Origin of the sequence: Paraclostridium bifermentans (assembly GCF_964259345.1) — a bacterium.
In the GTDB taxonomy this organism is placed as follows: domain Bacteria; phylum Bacillota; class Clostridia; order Peptostreptococcales; family Peptostreptococcaceae; genus Paraclostridium; species Paraclostridium bifermentans_B.
Genome location: NZ_CAXVJR010000008.1, coordinates 124,025 through 138,368 on the forward strand (window position 1 = coordinate 124,025; position 14,344 = coordinate 138,368).

The following is a 14,344-nucleotide window of genomic DNA, read 5'->3' on the forward strand; positions in this document are numbered from 1 at the left end:
CAAATTATTTTCCACAGCATTTTTTATATTTCTTGCCACTTCCACAAGGACACTCTTCATTTCTACCTATCTCATCTTGCTTTTTAACAGGTTTGTTTCCTTGGTTTTCATCAGCATTTGAAGATATTTTATCTACATCTACTACTTGTTTTCTCTCTATACGTTCTTCTATAGTGAAGTTATATAAGTATCTTACTGTATCTTCTTGTATAGCCTTTGTCATGTTATCAAACATATCAAATCCTTCTAACTTATAAGCAACAACTGGATCTTGTTGACCTATTGCTCTAAGACCTATACCTTGACGTAATTGATCCATTGCATCGATATGATCTATCCAGTAAGAGTCAACAGCTTGAAGTAATATAACTCTTTCGATTTCTCTCATTTTTTCTGAAGTAACACTTTCTTCTTTTAAAGAATATATTCTATGAGCTATTTCATAAACTGCATCTGTAAGCTCTTCTTTTTTCATATTTGCAAATTCATCAACTTCTAAGCTTCCTTTTGGCATGAAAGTGTGATATAAGTATTCTTTATATGCATGTAAATCAAATCCTTGATCTGTAACATATACATCATATGCACTTTCTATTATATCTCTTACCATAGTTTGAATTTGCTCTTGTAAGTTTTCACCTTCTAATACACGACCTCTTTGTTCATATATTATTTCTCTTTGCTTATTCATAACATCATCGTATTGAAGAACATGCTTTCTTATACCAAAGTTTCTTCCTTCAACTTTCTTTTGTGCATTTTCTATAGATTTAGTTAACATTTTAGCTTCTATAGGAGTTTCTTCATCTAATCCTATTTTCTCAACCATTCCAGAAATTCTATCACTTCCGAATAATCTCATAAGTTCATCTTCTAAACTTATATAGAATCTTGAACTACCTGGGTCCCCTTGACGACCAGCACGTCCACGTAACTGATTATCTATTCTTCGAGATTCGTGTCTCTCTGTACCTATTATAGCTAATCCACCAGCATCTATAACTTGTTGTTGTTCTTCTTTAATTTGCTGTTTATATTTTTCAAGTATTTTATCATAATCAGCTTTTGCTTTTACTATTTCTTCTGTTAATTCTATTCCTAAACTTTCTATGTCTGCATCAACTGTATTTATTGTATCTTCAGAATATCCTATTTTTTTCATTTCTTTTTTAGTTAAGAAAACAGGGTTTCCTCCTAATACTATATCCGTACCACGACCTGCCATGTTAGTTGCTATAGTTACAGCACCTAATCTACCTGCTTGAGCTACTATCTCTGCTTCTTTGTGGTGATTTTTGGCATTTAATACTTCGTGCTTTACACCTTTTCTCTTTAATATCATAGATAAAGCTTCTGATTTTTCTATAGAAACAGTACCTACAAGCACTGGTTGTTTATTCTTATGTCTTTCTATTATCTCTTCAGCTACTGCATTAAATTTACCTAACTCACTTTTATATACAGAATCTGCTAAGTCTTCTCTTAATATCGGTTTGTTAGTTGGAATCTGTACAACGTCCATTTTATATATAGCTTTGAACTCTTCCTCTTCTGTCTTAGCTGTACCTGTCATTCCTGATAATTTATTATACATTCTGAAATAGTTTTGGAATGTTATAGTAGCTAATGTTTTAGATTCTCTTTGAATTCTTAATCCTTCTTTTGCCTCTATTGCTTGGTGTAATCCTTCTGAATATCTTCTACCAAACATAAGTCTTCCTGTAAATTCATCAACTATAACTATTTCACCATCTCTAACTACATAATCTACATCTAATTTCATTATCTTATGAGCTTTTAATGCTTGATTTATATGGTGGTATAATTCTATATGAGCTATATCTGTTATATTATCCACACCAAAATAAACCTCTGCTTTTTGTATACCACTCTCAGTTAAAGTTGCAGATTTTTGTTTTTCATCTATCTCATAATTATCATCTTTTAAAGTATGTATAAATGTATTTGCGTCTGCATATAAATGAGTCGACTTATCTCCAGGTCCAGATATTATAAGAGGAGTTCTAGCCTCATCGACTAATATCGAGTCAACCTCATCGACTATTGCATAGTTTAGTTCTCTTTGAACCATTTGCTCCTTATGTATAACCATATTGTCTTTTAGATAGTCAAATCCATATTCATTATTTGTACCATAAGTTATATCACATTCATATTGAGCTCTTCTTTCTTGTGGATTTTGTCCATGTACTATAACTCCAACTGTCATCCCTAAAAACTCATAAATTTTACCCATTTGTTCTTTATCACGTTTTGCTAAATAATCATTTACTGTTACTACATGAACCCCTTTACCTGTTAATGCATTTAAATAAACTGGAGCTGTAGCAACTAAAGTCTTACCTTCTCCAGTCTTCATCTCAGCTATTCTTCCTTGGTGAAGAACTATTCCACCTATAAGCTGAACTCTATATTGTCTCATTCCAAGTACTCTTTTTGAAGCTTCTCTTGCTACTGCAAATGCTTCTGTTAATATGTCATCTAATGTTTCTCCTTTGTTAAGTCTTTCTTTGAATACATTAGTCATATTCTTTAATTCTGTATCTGACATTTCCTGAAATTTAGGTTCTAAAGCATCTATCTCATCTACAACTTTGTTGAATTTCTTCATTTCTCTTTTGTCAGCTATGTTAAATATATTATCTAAGAAACCCATATACTTATCTCTCCTCGTCCATTATATGTATAATATACATTTTACCATAAAAACATTATATTTTATATTTAAAAAGCTATCGATGTTTATTTTTATCGATAGCTCTATTAATCAAATTTATTTCTAGTCTTGTTCTATCATTCCATAACCGCCATTTTTTCTTTTATATACTATTGCTATATCATCTGTTTTAGTGTTTGTAAACATATAAAAATCATGTCCTAATAAATCCATTTGTAAAACAGCTTCTTCTGGACTCATAGGTTTTATGCTAAATCTCTTACGTCTATCTATTTTAATATCTATAGAATCTTCATTTTCACCTTCTAATTCAGCATCACTTATATCTTCTATATGATTAAATCTGATACTTTCATTAGAATGATGTCTATCTTGTACTCTTTTTTTATACTTTCTTAGTTGAGTATTTAGTTTATCATACACTACATCAATAGCTGCATATAAATTTTCCTCAGTGTCTTCAGCCCTTATTATAGGCCCACTTATAGGTATTATAGTAACCTCTATTTTTTGTCTAGCTTTTTTAGCACTTACAGTAACTTTCACTTCTGTTTCAGGATGAAGGTAGTAATCTAATCTTTCTATTTTTGCTTCTATTGAATCTTTTATAGCATCAGTTAGTTCAATTTGTTTCCCAGATATTGTTATTCTCATAAGAACATCTCCCTTCAGAATATACAAGTATAAATACAATTTATACTTACATACTATTAGTTCTATACTTAATTTAAATTTCCTTTAATTTTATTGTTAGCTAGTTACTTTTATAATATTCAGCCTAATTTAATTTATTTTTGTCAAATTATTAAATTATATTAATAATTTGTGGATTTATTTTTATTAATATTCTGTGGATAATGTGGACAAAATTGTTAATAAGTACTAAATTGTTTATTTTTACACATTTTATCTCTTAAATCTATCCACAGAACTAGTGTTTATTTGTGATTAATTTGTTTATTATTGTCATATCATAGTACAAACATATACATATTTTATTTTTTCACAAAAAAAAAGCACCTTGTAGGTACTTTTGTAATATTTTAGCTGACCTGGTCTTTGCCCCCACACTCGCCTGCTGGAGATTTCGCTTGGGTTTGCCGCACTACTGACTCTCTCGATTTTAATATCGGCAGGTCTTACTTCTAAGCTGCACCATGATCATTAACCTAATTTTTAAGGTTAACTTACGTGGGTCCTTTCGCCTGCAACTGGCATGAACTTTCAACCACAGACCTAACATATTACTAGTCTATTTTAATATCTTAAAATGAATATGTCAATAACAATTTATTCTAGTTAAAAATGTACACACATAAACATTTTTTACACAATTTATTTTTAGTAATTTTGAAATTTCATTTACAGTACTACCTGTAGTAAATATATCATCAATTAGGAGTACTCTTTTATTTTTGCATATATCTATATCTGACTTTGTCACAAATGCATTTTTTAGTTCTTTAATCCGTTCTCTATCTTTTAATTCAAATAACCTTTTTGTTTTCTTATTTCTAGCTATACAGTTTATTACTTCTATATTTAGGATTTCACCTAAATTTTTTGCTATAAGCTTAGATTGGTTAAATCCTCTCTTTTTTTCTCTACTTTTGTGCAAAGGTACATATATTATATAATCAAATTCAATTCCTTCACTAGATAACTTTTCCTTTATAATTGTAGCTATATATCTACTCATAAATGTCTTGTTATTATATTTCAATCCAAATATAATTTTTTTACTTAACTCATCATACTCTATACAACCTATAGCTTTATCAAAATAATAACTCCTATTCAAACAAGCAGGACATCCTTCTAGTAGTTCCTCAACTTTTACACTTTCTAAACTTTCATTTATAATTGGTTTTCCACATTTTATACATCCATTATTTATGAAGTTTAGTTCTTCAAAACAAGATTTACATAAAGAGTATGTGTTATCTTTGTTAATAGGTTTATTACATATAATACAACTTATGTTTCTTGGATATAAAATTTCTTTTATATACTTTAGTATTATTTTAATTTTTTACCAGCACTCCTTCTTTCTTTAATCTATTTAGTTTTTCGCTTAAATTAGAGTGTCTATCATTTGTTCTATTATTTTTAACCATATATTCTAAGTATTTAACATTTCCAACTAAAACTACTAATTTTTTAGCTCTTGTAACTGCCGTATATAATAAATTTCTATTTAACAACATAGGTGGTGCCCATGTTACAGGTATTACTATAGCTGGAAATTCACTACCTTGACTTTTATGTATGGTTGTACAAAAACTATGGTCTAATTCATCCAACTCTGAATATTCATAAGATACTATTTTAGTTTGATCAAATAATACATATATAATTTTATTTTCTTTATCTATATGATAAATATATCCTATATCTCCATTATATATACCTTCACCAGTTTCACTTTTATCCTCATTTTCCCATTTTTTAGTATAGTTATTTTTTACTTGCATAACTTTATCGCCAACTCTAAAAGTTCTCTTTTGTAAAGTTTCTTCAACTTTAAACTTTTCTTCTTTATTTAAATATTTTTGAAGTTCTATATTTAAATTATTTACTCCTAAATCGCCTTTTCTCATAGGAGCTAAAACTTGTATATCTTTAAGCTTATCTAAATTATAAAACTTAGGTAATCTTTCATTTACAATGCCAATTACTTCTTCTAAAATTTCTTCATTTGTATTCTTCTTTATAAAGAAAAAATCTTTATCCTTAACATTTAAATGTAGTGGCAATCCTTGGTTTATTCTATGTGCATTAACTACTATCATACTTTCTTGAGCTTGTCTAAATATCTCATTTAGCCTAACTACATTTATAACATTAGATTCTATTATATCTTTTAAAACATTTCCTGCTCCTACAGATGGAAGTTGATCACTATCTCCAACCAATATTACTCTAGTTCCAGGTTTTATAGCTTTTAACAAGCTATACATAAGAACTATATCTACCATCGAAACTTCATCAACGATTACTACATCAGCCTTTATTGGATCATCTTCATCTTTTAAAAAAACTAACTCTTCTGAGTCTGTAGCATATCCCATTTCTAACAGCCTATGTATAGTCTTTGCTTCTTTATTAGATGTTTCACTCATTCTTTTAGCCGCTCTTCCTGTTGGTGCTGCTAAAACAACTTCTTGATTATTATTTTCAAATACTTTTATTATCGTGTTTATAGTAGTTGTTTTACCAGTACCAGGACCTCCTGTTATAACTACTAAACCACCTTTTATAGCTTCTTTTACTGCTAGAGATTGATTATTGGCTAGATTTATACCTGTTTCCTTTTCAATCTTTTCTATTTCTTCTTCTATATCTATATTTAAATCTTTAAACTCTGCTTGAGCTAACTTTACAATTTGCTTACATACCCCATTCTCAGATAAATAATAAGGTATTAGATATATGTGATCCTCACTATCGAATCCTCTTTCAATGTGAATCTTTTGATCATAAGCTAGTCCTAATATAGCATCTGATATATATTCTTTATCTACTTCTAAAAGCTTGCTACTTTCTTCTATTAAAATAGATTTAGGTAAATACGTATGTCCACTACCTAGAGATTGGTTTAATGTATAAAGCACCCCTTGCATTATTCTATCTTTTGAATACTTATCTATGCCTAAATTAGATGCTATTTTATCTGCAACCTTAAATCCTATACCTCTAACATCTTCAGCTAATTTATATGGGTTTTTACTTATAACATCAATAGCCTTGTTTTTATACTTTTTATATATCTTCAAACAAAAATTAGGAGTTATTCCATAAGGAGATAATTGTATTATTATATTTCTTAGTTCTCTATTGTCTTCATAACTTTTTGCTATTTGTTCTATTTTCTTAGTTCCTATACCCTCTACCTCGGATAATCTATGTGGAGTATTTTGAATTACATCTAATGTATCTACTCCAAACTTATCAATTATCCTTTTTGCCATCTTCTCTCCTATCCCTTTTATCATTCCTGAAGATAAATATACATATATCCCTTCTATAGATGACGGAGTTACTGGCATAAATTTATGAACTTCAAACTGAGTTCCATATGTTTTATGATTTACCCATTTACCTTCAACCTCTATACTTTCTCCTTCTGTTAATGTTGGCATACACCCAACTATAACAACATCACTACTTTCATTTGCTAAATGCGCAATAACGTATCCATTATCTTCATTTTTAAATACAATGTCACTTACCATTCCTTCTATTTTTTCCATAAATAATCTCCTATAAAATACTAACTTTATCGTTTACATAATTTATTATTATTATACAAGTTATTGCGTATAAAAAAAATAGAAGACCGTATAATTACAGTCTTCATATATATTTTAATCCCAATACCAATTTATTTATTTTTCTAATGCTTCTGCTCTTAAGATATCAGCTTTATCTGTTCTCTCCCATGGTAAATCTAAATCTGTTCTACCAAAGTGTCCATAAGCTGCTACATTTTTATACATTGGCTGTCTTAATTCTAAGTCTCTTATTATTGCTCCTGGTCTTAAATCAAAGTGCTTGTTTACAAGTTCAACAAGTAATTCTTCTGATACTTTTCCAGTTCCAAATGTATCTATAAATATAGATAATGGTTTAGCAACACCTATTGCATAAGCTAACTCTATTTCACACTTATCTGCAAGTCCTGCTGCTACTATGTTTTTAGCAACATGTCTAGCTGCGTAAGCTGCTGATCTATCAACTTTTGTAGGATCCTTTCCTGAGAAAGCTCCTCCTCCGTGTCTAGAATATCCTCCGTAAGTATCTATTATTATCTTTCTTCCAGTAAGACCTGTATCTCCTTGAGGTCCTCCTATAACGAATCTTCCTGTTGGATTTATATAAATCATAGTTTCTTCATCTAAAAGTTCTGCTGGTATAACTGCTTTTATAACTTTTTCTATTAAATCTCTTCTTATAGTTTCGTTATCAACATCTTCACTATGTTGTGTAGATATTAAAACAGTATGAACTCTAACAGCTTTGTTTCCATCATACTCAACAGTTACTTGAGTTTTACCATCTGGTCTTAGATAATCTAACTCTCCACTTTTTCTAACTTCTGTTAATCTTCTTGATAATTTATGAGCAAGAGATATTGGAAGTGGCATTAATTCTTCAGTTTCATTACATGCGAAACCAAACATTATACCTTGATCTCCAGCTCCTATTTTTTCTATTTCATCTTCTGTTAATTCACCATTTCTATTTTCTAATGCTTCATCAACACCCATAGCTATATCACCTGATTGTTCATCTATAGCCGTTATAACTGAACATGTATCTCCGTCAAATCCATATTTAGCTCTTGTGTATCCTATTTCTTTAACTGTTTCTCTAACTAATTTTGGGATGTCTACGTAAGTATTAGTACTTATTTCTCCAGCTACTAATACTAATCCTGTAGTAACTGTAGTTTCGCAAGCAACTCTCGCTTGCGGATCCTTTTCTAAAAGTGCATCTAATATAGCATCTGATATTTGATCACATATTTTATCTGGATGCCCCTCTGTAACAGATTCTGATGTAAATAAATGTTTTGCCATTTAACTTCTCCTCCTTGTATTAACCTTATATTAAAAGTATCTCCATTACCTTAATCCTCAAGTTTGCATAGTCTTTTTTGACATTAAAAAACCTCTTCTTATTTAAAGAAGAGGCTAATTATATTCATCAATAATTAACTAACCTCATCTTTCAAGATATAAATATCTTGTAGGAATTAGCACCTTTTCCTTTTGGAATGGTTGCTGGGTTTCACAGGGCCTGTCCCTCCACCTCTCTTAATAAGGTAATTAAGAAATTTTATTAACTTTTATCGTATGAATATCATTATACTATTATTAAAAGGTATTATCAATATATTTCTTTGAATATTTACTTGTTATTTTTTTCTTTTTATTTCATATATTTATTTTAGGGGGGGATGTTCCTATGTATTTAGCTAAAGTAAACTATAAAAAAGATAATGTCGTTCAAGTACTTAATGATACATTAAAAGATATAATTGATGAGAATACAGTTATAGTGTGTATAGGAACAGACAGAGCTATAGGCGATTCTTTAGGGCCTTTAGTTGGAACAATGTTAAAAAACAGCAATTATAAATATCCTGTTTATGGTACTTTAGATAAACCTATCCATGCTTTAAATATATATGAATCCCTACAATCTATAAAGAAAAAACATTCTAATGGGAATTTTTTAGCTATAGATGCTTGCTTAGGATCAAAAAGTAATATAGGTAATCTACAAATAAGAAAAGGTCCTATCCTTCCTGGAAAAGGTGTAGGAAAAAAGTTGCCTGAAATTGGAAATTATTCAATAGTCGGTATAGTTGACAAGGTTGATGAAAATAATAAGTTTTCCTTTAACAATATCCGCCTAAGTTTTATTTTAGATATGGCAGAGATAATAGCATTATCTTTAATACTTTCAACATAAACTAATATAAAATCCCCTATTGCTATATCAAAATAAGCTGTCTAAAAGACAGCTTATTTTCTTATTTTTGAACCAATGCAAACATTAATTCTCCACTACAAGCTAATTCTTCACCTACATAAGCACTAGCATTAGCTTTACCTATATTTCTTCTTAAAGAAACCATTTCAACTTCCATTCTTAAAGTATCTCCAGGTCTTACTTCTTTTTTAAATCTAACTTTGTCTATACCTGCAAAAACACCTAATTTACCTTTGTTTTCATCTATAGACATCATTGCTACAGCTCCCACTTGAGCCATAGCTTCAACAATTAGAACTCCAGGCATTATTGGATAATCTGGAAAATGTCCTTGGAAGAACGGCTCATTTGCAGTAACATTTTTTATTCCTACTGCTTTTTTACCTTCTTCTAACTCAACTATCTTATCCACTAATAAAAATGGATATCTGTGAGGTATTAATTCTTTTATTTGATCTATATTTAACATCTTATTTCCCTCCTAGATTTATTTTTCTTTTAAATGGTAATGTTCCACCTGTTTCTAATAAACTCAATGCTGATAATGATTCTCCTGTTCCTTTTGCTACACAAGCCATAGGATTATCTGCAATTTTAACACTTATTCCTGTTCTTTCTTCTATTTTTTTATCTAGTCCATGTAATAACGACCCTCCTCCAGTCATTATTATACCTGTATCACTGATATCTGCTGCTAATTCTGGAGGTGTTTTTTCAAGTACAGCATGTACTGTAGATACAATTTGATTAACTCCTTCTTCTAGAGCTTCTAACATTTCACTAGAATCTATAGTTATTTTCTGCGGTAGTCCTGTTATTAAATTTCTACCTCTAACATCCATACTCACTTCTTCTTCTCTAGGATATGCTGTTCCTACATTTAGCTTTATTTGTTCAGCTGTTCTATCTCCAATAAGTAGATTATATTTTTTCCTCATATATCTAACTATATACTCATCAAATTTATCTCCACCTATTTTTATAGATTCACTTACTACTGCACCCCCTAAAGATATTACAGCTATATCAGCAGTTCCTCCACCTATATCTACAACCATATTTCCGTCCGGTCTTGATATATCTATTCCTGCTCCTATAGCTGCAGCTATAGGTTCTTCTATGATATAAACTTCTCTAGCTCCAGCTTGTCTAGTTGCTTCTTCTACAGCTCTTTTTTCTACATCAGTTACTCCACTCGGAACACAAACCATTATTCTAGGCATAAAAAATCTAGCAAATCCTTTTTTATCTACAACCTTATTTACATAGTGTGTTAACATCTTTTCTGTAATATCATAATCTGAAATTACTCCATCCTTTAAAGGTCTTATTGCAACTATATTACCAGGCGTTCTTCCTATCATCTTTCTAGCTTCATCGCCTACAGCTAGTACTGTTTTTGATTTTTTTTCTATAGCTACAACAGAGGGTTCTTCTAGAACTATACCTTTTCCATTAACATATACCAAAACATTTGCCGTTCCTAAGTCTATGCCAATATCAGCTCCTTTAGCCATTAAATTCAACTCCTTCTTAATTTATATAAACTATTCGTTAATTTTAACACTCTACATACAAAAATATACAAAAAACACTTTTAAGTCAAGAAAAAAATGTAGGTATTTAACCTACATTTTTGTTACACTTTATTTCATACTTTTGCTTTGTTGCCATTCCGCCTCTAATGTGCCTTTCAGATTTATTCTTTTCTAAAACCATCTTAACTTCTTTTGCAAGAGATGGATTAATTTCCTCTAATCGTTCAGTTACATCTTTGTGTATAGTACTCTTACTAACACCAAATGTTTTGGCTGTTTGTCTAACTGTTGTTTTCTTTTCTAATATATACTTTGCTACAACTATAGCTCTTTCCTCTATATGCGATCTCAAGACTTCCCCCCCTTAAATCCTAGCCTTACTGATATATATGTAAAATAATAAAAAAATATAACAAGCTTAATCAAAATTGATTAAGCTTGTTATATTTTTTTATTTTATTAATGTCATAGGGTCTATACTTTTACCATCTTTTTGTGCAGTTACATGAACATGTGGTCCATCTAAACTTTCAACACTTGTTGTATTTCCAACTTTTCCAATCACATCGCCCTCTTTAACTTCTTGATCTTTCTTCACTGAGACTTTGCTATCTAGATTAGAATATACAACAGTTACCTTATCTTTAGACTCTACTTTAACCGATACTCCATGTTGATCATCTTCAAAAACATCTAATACTTTACCACTTACTATAGTTTTAACTTTACTTCCCTTTTTAGATTTAACATCTAAACCTTTATGTATTTCCCAAACATCTAATGTGTTAGAGTAACTAGGTTCTTTTTCTGAATACTCTCTTATAACCTTTTCACCTAAATAATCCAATTTACTTTCAACATTTTTACTAACTTCTTTTTCTTTAGCTTTTTCTAAATTTTCTTTAGAATTTGTAGTTGTAGGTACTGATTTATCGTCATTTTCTATTAAATGTATTTCTTCATCTTCATCGCCCTTAGCTGTATTCTTATCATCTACAAAACCATTCTTAGCAGCTAAATCATCTACACTATTTTTAGTAAACCAAATTCCTCCAATAGCCACTAAGCAAACACATACAAATAAAGCTAAGTAAAAACCATCTTTCTCTAATAGTTTTTTCTTTTTCATGGTACACCTCCAAATATATTAATACATTTGTATTTTGTACCTTATTTGTTATTTTTATACAATTTTATATTTAATATTAATAAAAAACTCCAAACAAATATAATATTATATTTATTCAGAGTTTTTTTCTAATATATATCTTTAATTTTAGTACTAGAATAATAATGATTTAATATTTCATAATACAAATATCCATCATTAGCCATTCCCTCTGCACCCCATTGACTCATTCCTACTCCATGTCCATATCCTTTTACTACAATATCTACATAATCTTTATTAAACTTCAAATCAAAGTTAGCTGAATTTAAATTAAATAAATTTCTTATGTCTCTACCTGTCAGCTTTGCATTTCCAACCTTTATAGTTTCTACTGCCCCACCCTGACTTCTATCCTGTATTTTAATGCCTTTACTTAATTCACTTTCAGATATAGATATATTTGGATAACCTTTTTTTATAGTACTTATAAAATCAGAATTGTTTATCTTCATATTTGAAGCATATTTAGGAGCATTTTTATCATACGGGCTTTCTACTGATCTTAGATAAGGATATTTAGTACTAAATACTTCTTCACTATTTTCAGTATTGCCAGATGATGTAGAAAAGTACAACGGTAGTATAGGTTCATCATTGTAAACTACAATGTGACCCTTTGTTTCCTTTACAGCTTGCTCTATTTTGGGATAATGTTTATCCATCCACTCTTGTCCATTTTTGCTTAATAAATCTTCTTTACTTTTATATTCTTGGCAATGTTTATAGTCTGTACATATATCTGCATTTTTATGTTTATCAGTATTTTGATTATATATAGTAAAAGTCCTTGCTGCTACTGCTTGTGCTTTTAAAGCCTCTATATTAAATTCAGCTGACATCTCTCCAGCAAGTACTCCACACAAATATTTTTCTATATCCATATTTTCCACATTACCTGTCTTGTGTTTATAAACTTTTATAGTTGGTGACTTTTCATCAACAGATTCATAATTTATTACTTCTTTATTTTTTTTAATATTTAAGTTTATCTTATTAGCTATTTCTCCATTACTGCTTGTATTTGTTTTATATGCAAATAAAGAAATGCACACAGGAACTGTTATTGTAATTAATACTGTGCTAGCTAAAACTATTAAAGGGTTTTTCATAAAATTCTCCTCCTTAGATTATACTTCTAATCTATAAATTCTATGAAAAACCCTTATTAATTATTACAATTTATTAGTCTTCAATTATTTCTATATTTCCACCTAATGCTTGTATCTTTTTATCTATGTCCACATATCCTCTTTGTATGTGATATATCTCTCCTATTTCAGTTACACCTTCTGCTATAAGACCACATAATATTAATGCTGCTCCAGCTCTTAAATCTGTAGCCTTTACTTTAGATCCATATAGTGTATCTACACCTGTAACTATAGCACTTCTTCCCTCTATTTTTATGTTAGCACCCATTCTATTGAATTCAGCAACATGCATAAATCTATTCTCAAATACAGTTTCTATAACTACACCCGTACCATTTGCTACTGTAGCCATAGCCATAAATTGTGCTTGAACATCTGTTGGGAATCCAGGATGAGGTAATGTTTTTATATCTATTGGCTTTAACACCTCAGGACCCTTTACTCTAACAGCATTATCCATATCTATTATTTCACATCCAGCTTCTTTTAATTTAGCTACAACTGGCTTTAAATGCTCCATCATTACATTCTCTATAGTTATATCACCTTTTGTCATAGCAGCTGCTACCATATATGTTGCAGCTTCTATTCTATCTGGTATTATAGTGTGTTCTGCACCTTTTAATGACTTAACACCTTTTATTCTTATAGTATTAGTTCCAGCACCTTTTACATTAGCTCCCATTTCATTTAAGAAGTTTGCTAAGTCAACTATCTCTGGTTCTTCTGCAGCATTTTCTACTATAGTTGTTCCTTCTGCTAATGCAGCTGCCATCATTATATTTTCTGTAGCTCCTACTGAAGGGAAGTCTAAGTATAGTTTACTTCCTACTAACTTCTCAGCATTAGCCTCTACGAATCCATGATCTATTACAACATTAGCTCCTAATGCTTTAAATCCCTTTAGATGTAAATCTATAGGTCTTGTTCCTATTGCACATCCCCCTGGCATTGATATTTTAGTATGGTTAAATCTAGCTAGTAGTGGTCCCATTACTAAAAATGATGCTCTCATCTTTCTTACAAGTTCATAAGGAGCCTCACAAGTCTTTATCTCACTTGCATCTACTGTTAACGTACAATCTTTATATTCAACCTTAGCCCCTAAATGTCTTAATAAGTCAGATATTACATGAACATCCTTTAAATTTGGAACTCCCTTTAATACAGATTTTCCATCTGCTAATAAAGTCGCAGCTATAATTGGTAATACTGCATTTTTTGCCCCATCTATTTTAACTTTTCCCACAAGTGGGTTACTCTTCTTTACTAAAATTTTTGCCAT

The 14,344-nt window shown here is 30.0% G+C and carries 12 protein-coding genes, 1 pseudogene and 1 riboswitch; of the genes and pseudogenes, 1 reads left to right on the top strand and 12 read right to left on the bottom strand.

The window, feature by feature from the left end; genetic code table 11:
- Positions 1–4: 4 nt before the first annotated feature.
- The 6 genes and pseudogenes from secA to metK all read right to left on the bottom strand — a co-directional run bounded on the left by secA (position 5) and on the right by metK (position 8,280).
- Complete coding sequence (gene secA, locus ACEXNK_RS14935) at positions 5–2,677, bottom strand: preprotein translocase subunit SecA (protein ID WP_373599849.1); 2,673 nt, start codon at positions 2,675–2,677, stop codon at positions 5–7.
- 123 nt (positions 2,678–2,800) lie between these two features.
- Positions 2,801–3,352 (bottom strand): ribosome hibernation-promoting factor, HPF/YfiA family, encoded by a 552-nt coding sequence (hpf, locus tag ACEXNK_RS14940; protein WP_373599848.1) that lies wholly within the window; start codon positions 3,350–3,352, stop codon positions 2,801–2,803.
- A 625-nt stretch (positions 3,353–3,977) separates the two neighbouring features.
- Positions 3,978–4,499 carry a ComF family protein gene (locus ACEXNK_RS14945; protein WP_373599847.1) on the bottom strand — a complete coding sequence of 174 codons (522 nt, stop codon included), beginning with the start codon at positions 4,497–4,499 and terminating at the stop codon, positions 3,978–3,980.
- A 12-nt stretch (positions 4,500–4,511) separates the two neighbouring features.
- Positions 4,512–4,727 (bottom strand): annotated as a pseudogene (locus tag ACEXNK_RS14950) (double zinc ribbon domain-containing protein); the annotation flags it as partial.
- Positions 4,723–6,951 carry an SF1B family DNA helicase RecD2 gene (recD2, locus tag ACEXNK_RS14955; protein WP_373599846.1) on the bottom strand — a complete coding sequence of 743 codons (2,229 nt, stop codon included), beginning with the start codon at positions 6,949–6,951 and terminating at the stop codon, positions 4,723–4,725. The pseudogene ACEXNK_RS14950 and the gene recD2, both read right to left, overlap by 5 nt.
- A gap of 135 nt (positions 6,952–7,086) precedes the next feature.
- Positions 7,087–8,280: a methionine adenosyltransferase gene (gene metK, locus ACEXNK_RS14960; RefSeq protein WP_373599845.1), complete on the bottom strand. Its 1,194-nt coding sequence runs from the start codon at positions 8,278–8,280 to the stop codon at positions 7,087–7,089.
- Positions 8,281–8,421: 141 nt separating this feature from the next.
- A riboswitch (SAM riboswitch) is annotated at positions 8,422–8,527 on the bottom strand.
- 141 nt (positions 8,528–8,668) lie between these two features.
- Between metK and yyaC the strand changes: the two genes are divergently transcribed.
- Positions 8,669–9,178: a spore protease YyaC gene (gene yyaC / locus ACEXNK_RS14965; protein WP_373599844.1), complete on the top strand. Its 510-nt coding sequence runs from the start codon at positions 8,669–8,671 to the stop codon at positions 9,176–9,178.
- Between the two features lie 61 nt (positions 9,179–9,239).
- Here yyaC and fabZ read toward each other — a convergent pair whose 3' ends face one another.
- From fabZ to murA, 6 genes are all read right to left on the bottom strand, one after another.
- Positions 9,240–9,668 carry a 3-hydroxyacyl-ACP dehydratase FabZ gene (fabZ, locus tag ACEXNK_RS14970; RefSeq protein ID WP_373599843.1) on the bottom strand — a complete coding sequence of 143 codons (429 nt, stop codon included), beginning with the start codon at positions 9,666–9,668 and terminating at the stop codon, positions 9,240–9,242.
- A gap of 1 nt (position 9,669) precedes the next feature.
- On the bottom strand, positions 9,670–10,716 hold the full coding sequence (locus tag ACEXNK_RS14975) for a rod shape-determining protein (RefSeq protein WP_373599842.1): 1,047 nt from the start codon (positions 10,714–10,716) through the stop codon (positions 9,670–9,672).
- Positions 10,717–10,822: 106 nt separating this feature from the next.
- On the bottom strand, positions 10,823–11,089 hold the full coding sequence (gene spoIIID, locus ACEXNK_RS14980) for a sporulation transcriptional regulator SpoIIID (RefSeq protein WP_250672875.1): 267 nt from the start codon (positions 11,087–11,089) through the stop codon (positions 10,823–10,825).
- 99 nt (positions 11,090–11,188) lie between these two features.
- Complete coding sequence (locus ACEXNK_RS14985; RefSeq protein WP_373599841.1) at positions 11,189–11,866, bottom strand: peptidoglycan DD-metalloendopeptidase family protein; 678 nt, start codon at positions 11,864–11,866, stop codon at positions 11,189–11,191.
- A gap of 128 nt (positions 11,867–11,994) precedes the next feature.
- On the bottom strand, positions 11,995–13,017 hold the full coding sequence (gene spoIID / locus ACEXNK_RS14990) for a stage II sporulation protein D (RefSeq protein ID WP_373599840.1): 1,023 nt from the start codon (positions 13,015–13,017) through the stop codon (positions 11,995–11,997).
- Between the two features lie 73 nt (positions 13,018–13,090).
- Positions 13,091–14,344, bottom strand: coding sequence for a UDP-N-acetylglucosamine 1-carboxyvinyltransferase (gene murA, locus ACEXNK_RS14995; protein ID WP_373599839.1), 1,254 nt, complete (start codon positions 14,342–14,344; stop codon positions 13,091–13,093).

What these genes read in the sequence shown, in the direction of transcription:
- spoIID (WP_373599840.1), bottom strand. Translation starts at nt 13,017, where the DNA reads ATGAAAAACCCTTTAATAGTTTTAGCTAGCACAGTATTAATTACAATA.
- ACEXNK_RS14975 (WP_373599842.1), bottom strand. Translation starts at nt 10,716, where the DNA reads ATGGCTAAAGGAGCTGATATTGGCATAGACTTAGGAACGGCAAATGTT.
- fabZ (WP_373599843.1), bottom strand. Translation starts at nt 9,668, where the DNA reads ATGTTAAATATAGATCAAATAAAAGAATTAATACCTCACAGATATCCA.
- recD2 (WP_373599846.1), bottom strand. Translation starts at nt 6,951, where the DNA reads ATGGAAAAAATAGAAGGAATGGTAAGTGACATTGTATTTAAAAATGAA.
- ACEXNK_RS14985 (WP_373599841.1), bottom strand. Translation starts at nt 11,866, where the DNA reads ATGAAAAAGAAAAAACTATTAGAGAAAGATGGTTTTTACTTAGCTTTA.
- secA (WP_373599849.1), bottom strand. Translation starts at nt 2,677, where the DNA reads ATGGGTTTCTTAGATAATATATTTAACATAGCTGACAAAAGAGAAATG.
- yyaC (WP_373599844.1), top strand. Translation starts at nt 8,669, where the DNA reads ATGTATTTAGCTAAAGTAAACTATAAAAAAGATAATGTCGTTCAAGTA.
- metK (WP_373599845.1), bottom strand. Translation starts at nt 8,280, where the DNA reads ATGGCAAAACATTTATTTACATCAGAATCTGTTACAGAGGGGCATCCA.
- hpf (WP_373599848.1), bottom strand. Translation starts at nt 3,352, where the DNA reads ATGAGAATAACAATATCTGGGAAACAAATTGAACTAACTGATGCTATA.
- murA (WP_373599839.1), bottom strand. Translation starts at nt 14,344, where the DNA reads ATGGCAAAAATTTTAGTAAAGAAGAGTAACCCACTTGTGGGAAAAGTT.